General features: G+C 45.0%; 18 protein-coding genes and 1 riboswitch. Of the genes, 11 read left to right on the top strand and 7 right to left on the bottom strand.

Annotation, left to right across the window (positions count from 1 at the left end):
* Nucleotides 1-106: 106 nt before the first annotated feature.
* The 4 genes from ACQSGY_RS14430 to ACQSGY_RS14415 all read left to right on the top strand — a co-directional run bounded on the left by ACQSGY_RS14430 (nucleotide 107) and on the right by ACQSGY_RS14415 (nucleotide 3,911).
* Entirely contained in the window at nucleotides 107-826 is a 720-nt protein-coding gene (locus ACQSGY_RS14430; RefSeq protein WP_111269514.1) for a Cthe_2314 family HEPN domain-containing protein, read from the top strand.
* 254 nt (nucleotides 827-1,080) lie between these two features.
* A riboswitch (SAM riboswitch) is annotated at nucleotides 1,081-1,220 on the top strand.
* A gap of 121 nt (nucleotides 1,221-1,341) precedes the next feature.
* Entirely contained in the window at nucleotides 1,342-2,376 is a 1,035-nt protein-coding gene (locus ACQSGY_RS14425) for a methionine ABC transporter ATP-binding protein (protein ID WP_427052395.1), read from the top strand.
* Complete coding sequence (locus ACQSGY_RS14420; protein ID WP_427052394.1) at nucleotides 2,376-3,035, top strand: methionine ABC transporter permease; 660 nt, start codon at nucleotides 2,376-2,378, stop codon at nucleotides 3,033-3,035. Before ACQSGY_RS14425 ends, ACQSGY_RS14420 begins: the two co-directional genes overlap by 1 nt.
* Before the next feature lie 39 nt (nucleotides 3,036-3,074).
* Nucleotides 3,075-3,911: a MetQ/NlpA family ABC transporter substrate-binding protein gene (locus ACQSGY_RS14415; protein ID WP_427052393.1), complete on the top strand. Its 837-nt coding sequence runs from the start codon at nucleotides 3,075-3,077 to the stop codon at nucleotides 3,909-3,911.
* Nucleotides 3,912-4,064: 153 nt separating this feature from the next.
* Here the strand turns inward: ACQSGY_RS14415 and ACQSGY_RS14410 are convergent, their stop codons facing one another.
* Complete coding sequence (locus ACQSGY_RS14410; protein WP_427052392.1) at nucleotides 4,065-5,063, bottom strand: DUF2167 domain-containing protein; 999 nt, start codon at nucleotides 5,061-5,063, stop codon at nucleotides 4,065-4,067.
* Between the two features lie 319 nt (nucleotides 5,064-5,382).
* Here ACQSGY_RS14410 and ACQSGY_RS14405 point away from each other — a divergent pair, with 319 nt between their 5' ends.
* Nucleotides 5,383-6,147, top strand: a complete 765-nt coding sequence (locus ACQSGY_RS14405) for an SDR family oxidoreductase (RefSeq protein WP_427052391.1) — start codon at nucleotides 5,383-5,385, stop codon at nucleotides 6,145-6,147.
* 75 nt (nucleotides 6,148-6,222) lie between these two features.
* Here ACQSGY_RS14405 and ACQSGY_RS14400 read toward each other — a convergent pair whose 3' ends face one another.
* On the bottom strand, nucleotides 6,223-6,468 hold the full coding sequence (locus tag ACQSGY_RS14400; RefSeq protein WP_053783253.1) for a NifU family protein: 246 nt from the start codon (nucleotides 6,466-6,468) through the stop codon (nucleotides 6,223-6,225).
* A gap of 79 nt (nucleotides 6,469-6,547) precedes the next feature.
* Between ACQSGY_RS14400 and ACQSGY_RS14395 the strand changes: the two genes are divergently transcribed.
* Nucleotides 6,548-6,802, top strand: coding sequence for a YuzB family protein (locus ACQSGY_RS14395; RefSeq protein ID WP_216518189.1), 255 nt, complete (start codon nucleotides 6,548-6,550; stop codon nucleotides 6,800-6,802).
* Here ACQSGY_RS14395 and ACQSGY_RS14390 read toward each other — a convergent pair whose 3' ends face one another.
* Both ACQSGY_RS14390 and mqnE read right to left on the bottom strand, forming a co-directional pair.
* On the bottom strand, nucleotides 6,803-7,864 hold the full coding sequence (locus ACQSGY_RS14390) for an NAD(P)/FAD-dependent oxidoreductase (protein ID WP_426333369.1): 1,062 nt from the start codon (nucleotides 7,862-7,864) through the stop codon (nucleotides 6,803-6,805).
* A gap of 270 nt (nucleotides 7,865-8,134) precedes the next feature.
* Complete coding sequence (gene mqnE, locus ACQSGY_RS14385) at nucleotides 8,135-9,241, bottom strand: aminofutalosine synthase MqnE (RefSeq protein WP_111269507.1); 1,107 nt, start codon at nucleotides 9,239-9,241, stop codon at nucleotides 8,135-8,137.
* Nucleotides 9,242-9,690: 449 nt separating this feature from the next.
* Here mqnE and ACQSGY_RS14380 point away from each other — a divergent pair, with 449 nt between their 5' ends.
* The 3 genes from ACQSGY_RS14380 (at nucleotide 9,691) to ACQSGY_RS14370 (ending at nucleotide 12,269) form a co-directional block, all read left to right on the top strand.
* On the top strand, nucleotides 9,691-10,047 hold the full coding sequence (locus tag ACQSGY_RS14380; protein ID WP_123064700.1) for a HesB/IscA family protein: 357 nt from the start codon (nucleotides 9,691-9,693) through the stop codon (nucleotides 10,045-10,047).
* Nucleotides 10,048-10,266: 219 nt separating this feature from the next.
* Nucleotides 10,267-11,307: a tyrosine-type recombinase/integrase gene (locus ACQSGY_RS14375; protein WP_427052390.1), complete on the top strand. Its 1,041-nt coding sequence runs from the start codon at nucleotides 10,267-10,269 to the stop codon at nucleotides 11,305-11,307.
* Nucleotides 11,304-12,269, top strand: coding sequence for a tyrosine-type recombinase/integrase (locus tag ACQSGY_RS14370; protein ID WP_427052389.1), 966 nt, complete (start codon nucleotides 11,304-11,306; stop codon nucleotides 12,267-12,269). Before ACQSGY_RS14375 ends, ACQSGY_RS14370 begins: the two co-directional genes overlap by 4 nt.
* 56 nt (nucleotides 12,270-12,325) lie before the next feature.
* Here ACQSGY_RS14370 and ACQSGY_RS14365 read toward each other — a convergent pair whose 3' ends face one another.
* Together ACQSGY_RS14365 and ACQSGY_RS14360 are read right to left on the bottom strand one after the other, a co-directional pair.
* Nucleotides 12,326-13,105, bottom strand: a complete 780-nt coding sequence (locus ACQSGY_RS14365) for a hypothetical protein (protein ID WP_427052388.1) — start codon at nucleotides 13,103-13,105, stop codon at nucleotides 12,326-12,328.
* Nucleotides 13,106-13,277: 172 nt separating this feature from the next.
* Nucleotides 13,278-13,850 (bottom strand): DUF3102 domain-containing protein, encoded by a 573-nt coding sequence (locus ACQSGY_RS14360; RefSeq protein ID WP_427052387.1) that lies wholly within the window; start codon nucleotides 13,848-13,850, stop codon nucleotides 13,278-13,280.
* Between the two features lie 219 nt (nucleotides 13,851-14,069).
* Here ACQSGY_RS14360 and ACQSGY_RS14355 point away from each other — a divergent pair, with 219 nt between their 5' ends.
* Both ACQSGY_RS14355 and ACQSGY_RS14350 read left to right on the top strand, forming a co-directional pair.
* Nucleotides 14,070-14,624: a hypothetical protein gene (locus tag ACQSGY_RS14355; RefSeq protein ID WP_427052386.1), complete on the top strand. Its 555-nt coding sequence runs from the start codon at nucleotides 14,070-14,072 to the stop codon at nucleotides 14,622-14,624.
* A gap of 281 nt (nucleotides 14,625-14,905) precedes the next feature.
* Nucleotides 14,906-15,736 carry a PIN domain-containing protein gene (locus ACQSGY_RS14350; protein WP_427052385.1) on the top strand — a complete coding sequence of 277 codons (831 nt, stop codon included), beginning with the start codon at nucleotides 14,906-14,908 and terminating at the stop codon, nucleotides 15,734-15,736.
* Between the two features lie 185 nt (nucleotides 15,737-15,921).
* Here the strand turns inward: ACQSGY_RS14350 and ACQSGY_RS14345 are convergent, their stop codons facing one another.
* Complete coding sequence (locus tag ACQSGY_RS14345) at nucleotides 15,922-16,146, bottom strand: helix-turn-helix domain-containing protein (protein ID WP_427052384.1); 225 nt, start codon at nucleotides 16,144-16,146, stop codon at nucleotides 15,922-15,924.

The following is a 16,146-nucleotide window of genomic DNA, read 5'->3' as shown; positions in this document are numbered from 1 at the left end:
TTATAATGATTACAGTATTTGCAGCGGTTATTGGGGAGAGGTAGTGACTGTCCAGCAGCTGTGACATCATATATTTTGCATCATCAGTGGAAAGAGGAGGACATCTATGCTGCGTACGTTACTTGGTGAGAAACCGCGGGTCAATCAGGGTATTCTGAAGGAAGCGATGGATACGATGGCACACACGCTGGATTCATTTGAACGCCAGATGCATGTGGACCATGACCCGGAACATGATTACAGGAAGCTTTATATCTGGACGCAAGGGCTGATATCGTCATTGGATGAATTGGAGCAGAGTTATTTTGCAGCAGCCCATTTTCGTAAAAAAGTGGTTGCCGGCTCTACCGAAGATATGACCTCTGCCGAAAAGGCGGAGTATGCGCGTTATGTTTATTTTTATAAGGATGCATTTATTCGCTGCTTTGCCATCCTGGACAAACTGGGAACCGTTTTGAATGAAATATTCCAGTTGAATACTTCAAAGACGAAGGTGCATTTCTCTTATTATACGGTACTTAGGCAATTTGATTATCATCGGGAACACCATGCACTTGCATTGCAATTAATCAAGATCAAGGAAAATTATCGTGAACCCATGAGCAGGCTCCGCAAGCGGCGCAATATGGAGATTCATTACATGAACTCTGAAATGCAGGACGATCTATGGCAGCTGCATCAGACGATGAAGGGGAAAGTCAAGCTGGAGGATCTGGATCAGCATCTGCTGGAGATGCAGCAGGGTGTGGATATGGTCTGTGAAACTCTGCACACGGCATATCGATATATCACTCGAATCTGGCGTAAACAAGGCATGAGGCGATAATGGCATCAAGCTTTTACTCGTTTACCACAGTAGCTTAATGAAATAATACCCTTTGACAAATCGGAATACTTGGACTATACTGAGTTGCAGATCAGAAACTTACATGGATTTGTTATTTATCTAAAATGCACTATTTAATACAGTTTTGATATTGTAGCATTTAATGCAGTTTAATGATGTAATATTTGATGCAGTTCGATCATTATATATGATGAACTACAATAACCTATATAATTCTACAAAACATTATATTTCTCTTATCGAGAGTGGCGGAGGGACAGGCCCGATGAAGCCCGGCAACCGATCTGTGCTGATGACATGAATGTGTTTCATTACAGATGTTAGGTGCTAATTCCTACAGAATCATAGTGAATATGATTTTGGCAGATGAGAAGGTCATTTCACGTGAAGAGCCATCTTTGTATCTGCAAAGGGCTCTTTTTTCGCGTAAAAAGGGGAGTTTTCCCTTCCTTCGGGTAAAGATATATGTAGGTGATGGGGAAGGAGCCGTACTATTGATAGAACTGGTTGGATTAACCAAAACATATGGCAGGCGTGGAAAGACAACCACGGCGTTGTCAGAGCTTGATCTAAGCATCCAGAAGGGTGAAATATTCGGCGTTATTGGCCACTCGGGTGCGGGGAAAAGCACATTGATTCGTTGCATTAACTTGCTGGAACGTCCGACAGCAGGCGAAGTGTGGGTGGATGGCGTTAACCTGACGGAGCTTGGCAAAAGTGAACTTCAGCAGCAAAGACGCAAGATCGGCATGATTTTTCAGCATTTCAATCTGTTGTCTTCTGCCACAGTGTACGATAACGTTGCTTTTCCGTTAAAGCTGGTGAATACACCCAAGGATGCGATTGACCGCAAGGTGAAGGAGATGCTGGCTTTGGTCGGTCTGGAGCAGCACAGCAGCAAATATCCGGCACAGCTATCGGGCGGACAGAAACAGCGGGTTGGCATAGCACGAGCGCTTGCAAGTGATCCAAGTGTGCTTCTCTGTGATGAGGCGACCTCTGCGCTTGACCCGCAGACAACGAATTCAATTCTGAAGCTGCTCCTGGATATCAACGAAAAGTATAATCTGACGATTGTGCTTATCACGCACGAGATGCATGTGATTCAGACCATCTGCGACCGGGTGGCAGTAATCCATCAAGGTGGCATTGTAGAGCAAGGGCCGGTAACTGAAGTGTTCCTGAAGCCGCAGCATGCGATAACTCGGGATTTTGTGAGTCGTGATCGTGAAGGTGGACTGGCGCTGGAAGAAATGGTGCTTGCGAATGCCGGAACGGAGCTCGGAACAGGTGTATCATCCAAGCTGGTGAAAGTGTCGTTTTTGGGAAACAAAACGTATGAAGCGATTTTATCCAGAACGGTTCGCAAAACCGGCGTGGATTTTGCCATTCTGCAGGGCACAATCTCTACGATCAAGCAAGTTCCCTATGGTCAATTAACTGTAAGATTCGAGGGCGATGTTCAAGCCATTGAGCAGACGTTATCCGAGCTTGCTGCAGAAGGACTTGATGTGGAGGTGCTTCGTTAATGGATTTTTCAAAAGTAAACTGGGATGAGGTTGGCACCGCCTCGATTGAGACGTTACAAATTTTGGCCGCATCCGGCTTGTTCACCGTTCTGCTTGGTCTGCCGCTTGGTGTAATTCTGTTCATGACAGGGCGATCCGCATCAGCCAGATCTCGAGTAACCTATGTTGTTTTGTCTGTCATTGTTAACATCTTACGTTCTGTACCTTTTATCATATTAATTGTTGCTCTGATTCCAGTTTCACGTGCGCTGGTGGGGACAGCTACTGGGGTGCTCGGCGTCATTCCACCTCTTGTTATCTCTGCTGCGCCGTACTTTGCACGTCTCGTAGAGAATACGTTGCGAGAAGTGGATCGCGGCGTCATTGAAGCGGCACAGGCAATGGGGGCATCTACAGGACAGATTGTCAGACGAGTGCTGTTGCCAGAAGCTCTACCGGGTCTGCTTGCCAGCATTACCATCACGATTGTTACTCTGGTATCATACACGGCTATGGCGGGTATGGTTGGCGGCGGCGGATTGGGAACGTTGGCAATTAACTACGGATACTACCGTTATCAGAACGAAATCATGATTATTTCTGTTATATCCATGATTATTCTGGTCCAGCTTCTGCAGATGCTTGGCGATCGTCTGGTCATTTATTTCACCAGGAAATAACACATAGATGAAAAAATATAAGGCGAAGGGGTTTTACAGATGAAAAAATGGTCTATTGTTCTACTCAGCTTGATGTTAATCGCAGTGCTTGCAGCTTGCGGAAACAACAAGAAATCGGACAGCGGTGCGGATAATTCAGCGGGCGCTCCGCGTACCGTTGAATTGAAAGTCGGGGCTTCTCCTACACCTCATGCTGAAATCCTGGAAAGCATCAAACCTGTGCTTGAAGCGGAGGGCATCCGCTTGCAGGTTGTTACATTCAATGACTATGTACAGCCAAACCAGCAGCTGGAGGATGGCAAACTGGATGCGAACTTCTTCCAGCATCAGCCTTACCTTGATGTGCAAAATAAAGAGCGCGGCTTCCACCTGGTTGCTGTAACGCCGGTTCATGTAGAACCTTTTGGTGGTTACTCCAAAAAGATTAAATCGCTGGATGAACTGAAAGACGGCGCAAAAGTAGCGATTCCTAATGACCCTTCCAATGGCGGACGTGCACTCCTGCTGCTGGCGAAGAAAGGTCTGATTACACTCAAAGACAATACCAACATTACTTCCACGAAACAGGACATTACAGCGAATCCGAAAAATCTGGATATTATTGAGCTCGATGCCGCGATGATGCCTCGTCAGCTGGATGAAGCTGATCTGGTGTTCATCAATTCAAACTATGCACTGGAAGCTAATCTTAATCCGGCTAAAGATGCACTGCTGATTGAAGACCTGCAAGGCAATCCATATGCCAACATTCTGGTATCCCGTGAGGATAATAAAGACGCAGATGCCATCAAAAAGCTGGCTGAAGCTCTTCACTCCGAAGAAGTGAAAAAATTCATCAAAGAACGTTACCAAGGTGCAGTTGAACCTGCGTTTTAAGGTGATAAAGAAATATGTTATTTAAGGTCATAAAGGAATAGTTTAAATTAAAAGCCCCGCACATTTCTTATTTTGAAATGTACGGGGCTTTCTTTAGATGAGCATCATAGAGCCTTATGAGCAAAGGACTAAGGGAAGGCTAACTAAAGCAGCCTACGATAATCTTTTGTCTTTATCGTCATCTTCTGCAGACGATAAAGACTCCTGTCCCGCAGCATGCTGCTGATACGCTTCTTCCGCAGGGGAGAGCGCGGGAGCCTCTGACGATTCCGTTGGTGATGCGGCGGCTGCATCTTTTCGGCCAGTAAGTTTACGGCGCAGCCATCCGAACGCACCAGCGAGGGCTGCAACGATGAAAATCCAGCCTTTTTTGAGCAGGAGCAGCAGACCAACCTTTTTGGCAACGGCAACCCCGGCTCCACCCAAAATAAGGCCGGTAAGGCCAAGCTCCGATTTTTTATCCAGAGAAGCATCAAATTCACCGTATGTATAGCCGCTGTTAACCGTAAGATTATTCAGCACATGTTCTTCAAATTGCTTGCGATTTTGTTCAAAGTTAGCACTGTCCGAGACAAGAATAACGCCAATATATCCTTCACGTGTCAATACATTTACGTTGTAATTCACAAGTGCTTCCTGCTGTGCATCCTCTAATGCTAATGAATATCGCAATTGATGCTTGCTGTTATCATAGGCAGGCTCGATATCCCAACCGACAACGTTCAACTGATTATCAGCACTCGTTTTTTTGTTTTGCTCTTCTGTGCCGCGTTTGTAGCTCTCCAGCAGTTCATTGGCATCCAGATCGTTTTTGTCACTATCATCAATATGTCCTGTATGATTATACTCAAAAATGACATACCAATTGGATTGTTCACCAGCACCGTATAGACTTCCAATCTCACTTCCGTTAGGGAAAGATTCAGAGTCCTCCATAAATCGCTTGGTATTGTCTGCATCCAGAAACATCAGATCTTCCGCTACCTTTAATGTAGCTTTATCATCGAGCGATACGGTTGCAGGTCCATCCTTCCATTCATAATCTGTGGTGGTGGAGCTGTCACTAGCCGCAAATACCTTCACGCATGATGTGAATTGCCATGTGACAATAAGAAGCAGAGAGAATACGAGGTGCAGCCATTTCTTGTTCATTACTTTGATTCCTTTCAACACATGTAATGCAGGCATGTACATGTTGATTGTATTATGTCGTTATCATCATAAGATAATAATGACTTATCGAGGGTACCACAGCAATTTACATTTGATCAAGGTATTTATGGATGTTAAGGGTTTATTTTCCTACAAAAGTCCTGATATTCAATTCATGATTGTAATTAGAAATAAGGACATGGTCCCTGATATACGCATTTTTGAAACTGGAACAGATTGTGAAGAGCAGGCAAGTTGTGAGGGAAGCATAAATCTTTTATACTGGATGAGTGACTGCTCTTTGAAGAGGGGGATGAACGTGAAGGGAAAGATTGCCCTCATAACGGGAAGTGCCAAAGGCCTTGGGAAAATGACAGCACTTAGTCTGGCAGATCAAGGATGCCATATTGCCCTCAATTATGTCCACAGCCGATCAGAGGCTGAAGCGCTTCAGGCTCAGATTATTGCCAAAGGCGTGCGTTGTATTGCTGTACAGGCAGACATATCCAAAGCTGAAGAGATTCATGCGCTTGTAGCTGCCGTGGAAGCGCAGCTGGGGCATATCGATATTTTAGTAAATAACGCGGGGCCATTCGTACGTGAGCGCCGGGTGTTTGCGGACTATTCCGAGGCAGAGGTGCAGATGTTAGTGCAGGGAAACCTGCTGGGACCGATGATTCTGGATCAGCTCGTCCTGCCGAAAATGCGCCGCAAGCAGTGGGGGCGGATTATTCATTTTGGCTTCAGTCATGCCGGTGAAGCGAGGTCGTGGCCTCATCGTGCCGTATATGCTGCTGCGAAGGTGGGGCTGGTTTCGTTTACAAAGACACTCGCCGTGGAAGAAGCGCCTTACGGGATTACGGTGAACATGGTATGTCCTGGAGATATTCGTGGTGCAAATAAAGAGAAAACCATTGATGACATTGTGAACATACCTGATAAGGAAACGCCAAGAGGGCGCCCCGGCAGCGGAGAAGATATAGCAAGAGTGATTACGTATCTGTGCCTGGATCATTCGGATTTTATTACAGGTAACATTATGGATGTGTCTGGAGGGCTTGATCCGATCAGGCCAACAATATAAAAGGGTACCAAAAAAAGAGCCCTCCGCTTCTTACGAAGCGAAAGGCTCTCTGAGGTTTATTTCGTGAAGGATTGATTAGAATACTTGTACGACTTCTTGTACACCCTCAACTTCTTCAAGAAGGGCGCGTTCAATCCCGGCTTTTAATGTAATGGTGGAGCTTGGGCAGCTGCCGCAGGCACCGACCAGTTTCAGCTTAATGATGCCGTCCTCCACGTCGACCAGTTCCACGTCACCGCCATCGCGCTGCAGGAACGGACGAAGTTTATCAAGCACATCAGATACCTCATCATACATGGTGCTTTGTGCGTTTTCGCTCATATTGTTCAACTCCTTTCCTCCTTATAGTATATTACAAACGACCACAAATTAAAATGGTCAAACAAAGCAGGTGAATGAAATGAGACCAATTATTGAATTTTGCGCTAACAATATGCATTTTGGCACAGATGAAGTCATGGATCAACTGGATGAAAATCCGGACTATGACGTCATCGAATATGGCTGTCTGACCAATTGCGGTCAATGTTATATGACCCCTTTTGCCTTGGTTAATGGTGAAGTGGTGACCACGGACAAAGTGGAGGATCTATACAGCGCCATTCTTGCCAAAATCGCCGAAGCGGATGCATGGGATGAGCTCGATCTTGATTAATTAACCGAGATGGCGCTTGGACATCCAGAGCACACCGCTTTTCAAAATACGAGGCACACGTCCCATCATGGACGTTTTGCCCATTAGCCCAAATCCAGCCTTCTTGCCGAGTGCGCCTAATGTGCCGCGAAGCTTGAGCGGCTGCGGATTGGGCTTTTCGCCTTTCCAAAGCGCATGCTGAATATGAGCGATTTGCTCACCCTGAACCTCCGCAGCCTGACCACTTGGTGCATAAGGTACACTAGCACAGTCACCTACAACATACACGTCGGTATACTCCGGAATTTGATAATATTCGTTTAACACGACACGACCCTGTGGGTCCTTGGTTACATTGAGGTCCTGAACCACCTTCACCGGCTGGATACCCGCCGTCCATACAACGGCATCTGTCTGAATTTGTTCGTCGCGGTTATAAATGGCGTTAGGTTCAACCCGGGAGATGGCGATATGTCCACGCGCTTCCACCTGATGCTCACCGAACCACTCATGAACATAAGAGGAGAGACGTTGAGGGAAGGCAGAGAGTACCCGCTCACCACGATCCAGAATGGTGATATTCAGGTCGGGTCTGCTTTCACGGAGCTCGGCAGCCATCTCCACTCCGCTTAGACCGCCGCCCACGATGTGGACATGGCCATAAGCTTTGACTTCGTTAAGACGAAGATAGGTCTCGCGTGTTTTGCTGAAGCTTTGAATGGTACAGCTATATTCCTCGGCGCCGGGGGTGTTGTGAAAACGATCCGTACATCCGAGTCCAATCACAAGCTTGTCATATTCAAGCGGCTCCTGACCTTCAAATTCAATCTGACGCTGCTCCAGGTTAATGGCAGTTACTTCACCGAAGCGGTGGGTGACTTTCTCATTGACCGGGAAATGGATGCGCAGATCGTAATCCGATACGGTTCCTGCTGCGAGTGCGTAGTATTCGGTCTTCAACCCCTGGAATGGGCTGCGGTCCACCAGAATAATCTGTGTGTCTGCAGGGATTTTACCTTCCAGAAGTTCCTTGATGATGGTGAGGCCGCCATAGCCGCCTCCAAGAATGACGAAATTTTTCATGACTCGGCTTCCTTTCTGCATCAGTCCCAAGCGTTGGGGCTGTAACCTGCAGAACAGCTATGCATTGACATAGCTGCTCTGTGTGTTGTTTAGTTTTAAAAAAATAAATAGTTAAGATTGAGAAATTGAAAATTTGAGATATGAGACCACAGTTAAGCACCACTCTGTATAAAACGTGCCCCTGATTAAAGAAGGTTTCGTTCCTGGATGAGTGATGCCTTTGCTGTTGTAATTATTGTTTCAGATTATTATTGTTGTGAGGGAACAGAACTATTCGTAAACCTGGATTTCATTGTAGAACGTATCCCGTTCAACAGGAATACGACCTGCTCCTTTGACGAGCCAGATCAGCTCTTTGCGTGTCAGCCCTTCCGGTGTCAGTGCGCCAGCAGCATGGCTTATTTTCTCGCGTACAATGGTACCATGCACGTCAGATGCACCAAAACTCAGCGCTACTTGTGTCAGCTGCGGACCAATATTAATGAAGTAAGCCTTCACGTGCTGAATGTTATCCAGCATCAGGCGGCTGATTGCAATCGTTTTGAGATCCTCATACGCAGAGTTACGGCGCATAATGCTTGCAGATTTGCTTTTTGGCTGCATGGACAGCGGAATGAACACCATAAATCCGTTGGTTTCATCTTGTAATTCACGAATCTGCGCCATATGGTTTACACGATCCTCGTAGGACTCGATGGAGCCATAAAGCATCGTAGTATGTGTACGCATGCCCAGATTATGAGCAGTACGGTGAACTTCGAGATAGCGATCTACGTTCGCTTTATCTACACGCATTTTTTTACGATATTCATCTGACAGAATCTCTGCGCCGCCGCCCGTCAGGGACTTCAGACCAGCCTTTTGCAGCTCTTGCAGCACTTCCTTAATGCTCAGGCCGCTGATGCGGGTGAAGAAATCAATCTCTGCAGCAGTGTACGCCTTCAGCGTAACATCCGGATATTTTTCGTTTAAAGCACGCAGGGAATCGACATAATATTGAAAAGGAACATGGTTGTTATGTCCACCGACAATGTGGAATTCACGCACACCCGGATGAATATGCTGTTCCACGTAATCGATCATCTCAGGACCGGATAACGTATAAGAGCCTTCCTCACCCTGGTCTTTGCGGAAATTACAAAACGCGCAGCGAGCTTCGCATACGTTGGTGAAATAAAGGCTCATGTTCTCGATAAAATAAACTTTCTTGCCATTCTTCCGCAGATTGGCCTCATTGGCCAGCTGGCCCAAAGTCAGCAGATCATCTGTTTGGTACAGATAGACGCCGTCTTCTACGCTCAGCCTTACGCCGTTCTGCACTTTCTCAACGATTTCAGCCATTCTTTTGTCTGTGAACGGTGTTACCAATGTAGACATGCTGTTTCCTCCTGTTCTTTACCGGAATTCGAGTTGTGATGTGTAGGGCTTCTAAGCAGAACTACATAGCAAAGATGCGGTCAACTGCCGCCTTCTTTATAAAAGACTAACTCTTATTACCCGGTGCAGCTTGTGCTGCATGCGAAAGTTTCATTTTTCCAAAATGAGTCTGGCGACTCTCTATGCATTGGGGACTGCAGTACAGTCTCGAAATGTGAAAAAAATTACAACTCTATATATGACCATCATCCGAATAAGTCATGGCAAAATATTGACATTTTCAGAGTGACCACCTATCCATTATAAACCTCGCGTCCCGGGGGTTCAATACACTGGGAAGAAAAAGGAGTTCAGGGTGAACGCGGAAACGGGCAAACATGACTTGAGCCCCTTGACGGGGTGGAGTATAATTTAAAGGGAAGAGTCGATGAAAAGGAGAGTGACCTGGCATGATTAACATTAGCGAAACGGCTGCTGACCGATTGAAAGAGATGCTTGCACAGCAAGAGACACCCGGAATGTTCCTGCGTCTTGGCGTAGCACCGGGCGGTTGTACCGGATTTTCGTACGCCATGGGCTTTGACGATAAAGAGTCCGATGAGGATATATATATGGACATTCATGACATGAAGGTTGTTGTGGAGAAAGAAAATGTGAAATATTTGAATGGACTTGAAATTGACTTTGAAGAATCCGGCATGTCTGGCGGCTTCACCATTCATAACCCGAACGCAGTAGCCACATGCGGCTGCGGTTCATCGTTCCGTACGAGAGAAGAAGCGGGTGTACCGGATAAGGATTGTTAATCTGGCACGGGTTTGAGCGTGTTTAACTCCGGGTGACGGACGCAAGCCTATGACGGTAGCCTGAACGGTGGGGATTGCGGATTGCGCAGGTATTTCGGTAGGTTAACAACCCCGAATGATGAACGTTAACAACCCTTGAAAGGGCATTTCAGGGTTGAGGATCACGGCCTCTATGGCGTATTAGTCTCGTACTAATAACGTTATGGAGGTCTTTTTGTTATGGCGTTAAAGAAGCGAGAACGGCGTGCTCCAGTTGGTGCGCGAGATGTACGGTTGTACCCGGAACTTACATTAGAGCAGGCGCTTGATTTCGTAATCAGCGCAAAAAAGGTGGAGGGACTACGCGAAAGGACGCTTAATGATTACGCAAAGCATTACGGCTATTTCGTTACTTGGCTGCACGAGTTTCATCCGGAAATTACGCTTATTGAACACATCGACATCGGCATTATCCGCGACCATATTTCGTATATGAAGTACGATCGCGTACGTTACGAAGGACATAAGCATATACCGTCGGAGGGTCAGCGCGTCGGGTTATCGGACACGACCGTTAATATTCGTATTCGAACGTTAAAGGCGATCTTCAACCAGCTTGAGCGCGACGAGTTAATCGAAGTGAATCCAGTGAGTAAAGTAAAGCTACTGCGCCAAGACGTAGATTTAACGAACTGTCTGACGGATGATGAGATTACCGCAATATTAGCGCAACCGAACCGAAGGGACTTCGTGGGATTCCGCGATTATGTCGGCATTATGCTGATGCTCGATAGTGGTTGCCGCGTATCTGAAATGCTCGGTCTACGTATCGGTGATATCGACTTTCAGACGCGGTTCATTACGTTGTCCGGTGAAGCTAATAAAAACCGTAAGCCGCGCATGGTACCGTTCTCTGCAGCAGTGGCGAAGTTACTTCTGCAGCTTATTGATGAGAACAGACAACACTTTACTACAGATCGGATATTTCTTTCGTGCTTCGGTGATCCGATATCCGCGAATCAATTTAATAAGAGGTTGAAGTATCACGGTGAGAAGGCTGGCGTTGAAGGGAAGAAGATGACCGCGCACGTATATAGGCATACATGGGCAAGAGCTATGGTCGTAAACGGAGCTGATCCTTTTACCATACAGAAGATGGGCGGATGGTCAGATATCCGAACAATGAGACGCTATATTCAGATGGATACTGAGGATGTCCGGCGCAGTCACGACCAGTTTTCACCATCAAGTAAGTTCATTAAGAATCGAGTAGGCAGATGAGAAAACGATTTGAGGACCGCCTGAAAATTCGAACCTGGGAAGAATGTTTAACGGAGTTTCTGAACTGGAAACGCGTCCAAGGGTTAAGTAAACAAACGATCAAGGACTATCGGCAGAGCGTGAATCTCTTTATGTCGCGGTTCCCTGACGCGTGGAACTCTCCGTATAATCTAAAAACGATGCTATACGAACATCTCGCGCAGCCTGATATCGCACCGGCAACGTATAATAGCCGCCTTGTATATTTGCGCTCATTCCTGAACTGGTGCGTAGAGAACAACTATGTTAGAGAAAATCCTATCGCTAAGCTTAAAAAGCGCTACGAAGAAGGCCGCCGGGTCAGCGTTGATATCGAAGTTCTCCGCGAACTACTAACGGTTCCCGATCAATCAACGTTCGTCGGCCTACGTGATTACGCGCTGATCTTATTGACGCTGGATACCGGTATTCGTCCATCGGAAGCCCTGGCGCTAGTTCCGAGCAACTTTCGTCCCAAAGCTCGCGAGATTCACGTAACGGCGTTAACGGCGAAGACGCGGCGCTCCCGTGATCTACCGATATCAGACGCGACAATCAAGGCGATAAGCAGGCTAATACGCGTGCGGCCGCTGAGTTGGGCGGATAAGGTTCCGATATTCTGCACGAATGAAGGAAACAAGCTGAACCGTCACGTATGGGGCGATAGACTTGAGCGTCACAGTAAGAAGATCGGCGTTCACATCCGGCCTTATGATCTGCGGCATATCTACGCGCTAGAATCAATCCGTAATGGCTCATCTACCTTCGCGGTACAAAAGACACTCGGTCATACGACGATGGAAATGACTAAGCGATACGTCGCGCTGATTAACGATGACTTGAAGGTTGAACACGCGAAAACTTCACCGCTAAATAAAATCGCGGACGAGGAACCGAAGAGGAAGAGGTTAACGAAGATTAGCGTGGAGGAAGACGAAGAATAAAAAGAGGGCGCAGTTCTCGCGGGAGAGATTCCGTTGAGGCTGCGCCTTTTCTTCGTTTATTTGATCGGTGCCCACTTGAACGGAGAAACCTTAGTATCGCCGTATTCTGCTAAAGGGCTGTTATAATCAGCAAAGTAAGAAGTAGGGTCTTTAAATTCATAAGTAACCCATACATTTTTAACGTACCCTATGGGTTCAACCTTTAGAGTTGGGTATTTATAGTAGCTCCCGTCAGTAATGCCTTTAATTTTCTTTGTAGGTAACTTAACAGCAAGGTTCTTCGCAAATTCTTCAATGAATTGTTTGATTTGACTTTCTGTTTTTGTTGCTTTGAGCACTGAGTTAGAATCGATTGAATTTTGGTTATCAAAGATGAGTTGGTCTACACTTTTCACATCATAATGAAAGTTAATAAGAAAGTCATATGCTTCAAATTTAGATTTGTTTTCTGTAACGCTAAAACTAAATTTTATGTCGGTAAGTGATGTTTTAAGTGGAGACTTCACTCCATAAGTTTCATGAAGATATTTTTCGATGCTTTTTGCATCTGTAAGTGATGTCGTAGTTTGCTTTTGAGTATTTGTGGTAGGGATACTGATATCAGATGAGGTGAGATTAATGCTATTATTACTGCTATTATATGTAACACCAGCATTAAATACTTTTGAAATTTCTTTTAATGGGACATAACTTGTTCCATCAATGACCTTAATGGAAATATCAGATTTTTGGCCGTTAATTAAAAGCATTGTTTTTGATGCCGCGAATGCCCCCATGGTAAATGACGCAAACAATGACGCGCCAATTATTGAAGAAACAAGTAGTTTTCTTTTCATCTAACATCCTCCTAATAAGCTTTTCTTTTATACTACCAAATATGTGGAAAAGGAACTATATAATTATTTCTGCAATCCACAACCGCGAAGAAGTGTCACATCGATTGTTGTCAAAACATGTGATGTCGCACGATTTCAGTGCATGTATACAACACGTATTTCCCACGCGTACTCACCTCATTCGAACGTCGGGTTCACATTGAACCTGAGCTCTAAATGGTGCGTCAAGCGTATCGCGGATAACATCGTAATCATCCTCCGCTTTCTGTGCGCGTGCTTCGGCGTACTCTCGCGCCTCTCGTTCCGCCTTGAGTGCGGCTTTGACTTCGCGTAGCTCACGCACGGTCATGCTGTCTGGTGTCTTTGTAGCGCCGGAACTGAGCGTGTGGCCTCGCGTTCGTTCTTCGGGTGGTAGCGTTGCAATTTCGTAGAGTGCTCGGAGCCCTGCATGTTTGAACGTGCAAACGTCAGGTCCGAGTGTCGAGAACGCCTCAATGAACATGTGCGCCTGTGACCGCTTAAATTCAACGTGCCCTTCGAGCCAACGTATCCAGCCGCCTGCATCCTCGCGCTGTTGTGCAAGCCTGCGTTCGTCCGCCGTTTCCGCATCAATCTTCGCGTCGCGTACCGATTTGAGACGCTTACCGATTTCGAATATAGCTTCGCCTGCCACGCGTTTGTACGCGTTGATCTCTGCGGTTAGCGTTGGGAGGTCGGATGAGAGTGTTAGTTCATTCGTTGTCATTGCGGCGCTCCTTTCTGTTCGATAGATCAGAGCAATGAACGAGAAGCTATCTATTTACCAAATTCTAACCCTTTAGTATAGTAAGATGAACTATAAAACTCAGAATGAAAGTTGGCTATCAATATGAAGAAAGTTAAGAATTACTTAATTTACTGCTTCTTAGGAGCTTCAGTTTCCTGCGTACTAATACTTTTATTTTCTTACTTAGGAGTTACTGTTTTGGCATTTCAAAAATATGGTTGGGATTTGTTAGCCTTCGCGGGCTCAATTATAGGAGGTATAATAACTTATTTGGGTGTCAAAATGACGATCACATCACAACGAGAGGATAGAAAAGTAGATAAGTACTACCAGGACATCAGTGTTCTGTATTATATTGTTAACAATACATCATTTATTAAAAATGTAGAAATTTTTGAGTGCGGCGAAGAGCTCGAGGATGGTTCTTATAAAGTAAATATTTCTGACACGTTGGCAATGCAGTTAGATTACATAGTTGATTTTATGGATATAGTTCAGGATAAAATATCTGATCTTATAAAATCACTAGATGTAGATTCATTTGCTGTACTTGACGTGAATATGAAAAATCTGTCAGGTGCAAGACTGTTTGTTAAGGAATTTGATCTCTATTTTCGAAGAGACGGCGAGAATAGAATGAAAGAACGAGTTAGTAAATACATAGATATCTCAGAAAAAATCCACAAACTGATAGAAGATCATATGGATGATAGAACAACGGAATATCTAAAAATCAAGAAGAAAACGAACTAACTGAAGGCTCGGCCGATGATGTAACAAGGACTTACACTACAGCACTTTTAGCAGGAAATTTGCGCCAATTTGGCGAAGTATATACGTAGCCCACAACGAAAGGACTACGTCTATATATGCGTCCGCTGACCTCCGATATCCAACTTTATACCGCGCGAATGGACCGGACACCCATCGTTATATTTATTGGCGCGGAGCTCGTTGGTAGCGGAGTTTACGGAAATGAGCGTAATGCGCGGAGTCTGTACGTTTAAATATTCAGGATAAATAGGGGGAGTACCATGAAGTATTTATTACTAGACACTAACATCTATCTTGACATGCTTTTTTCCAGAACAAAATTAAGTCCGCCTGAAACTATTTCAAGATTAGATAGTCTATTAAAATGGGGCACCGCCCGTTTGATAGTGCCTGAAATTGTTGTTATAGAAACCCAAAGAAACATCAATAATTTAGTATGTAATATTGATATCAATGTTAGAAATATGATTAACCTAATGGAAGAAAGCTATTGGATTAATACAGAACATGAGCTACCCAAGTACAAAAACACTGTCAAAGAAACTGTGAAAAGCTTGAGAGAATACAAGGTTCGACTAGATAATAATAAAGAAAATTACATTAAGGGACTAAACATTAATGTAAGTAGTTTATTTGACATGGGGACAATTATTAAAACAGACAATGATTTAATTGCTAGTGTACAGAAAAGGAAGTTATTCAAGAAGGCACCTCTTCATACGAATAAGGATTCATCCCAAGATGCCCTTATTGTAGAGACCTTGCTAAACATAAAAAAATACGTGGACATACTACCGGATGATGAAATTTACTTCATTAGTAAAAATTATTCTGATTTCTCAAAAAGTAAATCCGAGATACAAACAATTCATGATGATATTAATAATGATTTAATAAATGCAGGATTGGACGGGGTAGTGAAGTATCGGAACTTATTGTTTAGAACTTTAAAAGATGATTTTGATGTTGAGTACATAACAGCTAATGAAATCGAGGATGAGTATAATGAATTCTTATTTTCTCAAGAATATGACTATGTTGATGCTTTTGCAGAAGAAATGGACGTGCTTGGGGAGTACCCAAGACATTAAGTGCTAAAACAGCGTTTTTGCCAAACAAGACCGCAGCCCGCAAGCAGGGTTAGCGGTTCTTTCTCGTTTTCTACGTCGAATCACCGTATAATCCCCACATCCAGCCCGTGCAGGTACGTTCGCCTTACCGAAGCCTAAACACGCTGATTTCACGGTAAAACCACGCAAAAAAGAGCCACGTATGATTAGCGGCCCTCTTCGTTTTCATCCGGTATGTATTCGATCAGATCGCCAGGCAGTACGCCAAGCTTTGCACATAATGTATTCAGCGTTGGGAAGTCGATCCGCGCGTTAGCATTTAAAGCTAGAGCCTTTACGGTGTTACGGTTTATGCCCGTGATATGAACAATGTCTTTTTGCTCGAGCCCGCGTTCTTTCATTATCTTATCCAGTGAGAACCGAATAGCCAC

The organism is Paenibacillus sp. TC-CSREp1, assembly GCF_050171015.1.
Classification (GTDB): Bacteria; Bacillota; Bacilli; order Paenibacillales; family Paenibacillaceae; genus Paenibacillus; species Paenibacillus silvae.
The sequence above is the reverse complement of the archived record's forward strand: the minus strand, read 5'-3'. Positions and strand labels throughout refer to the sequence as shown.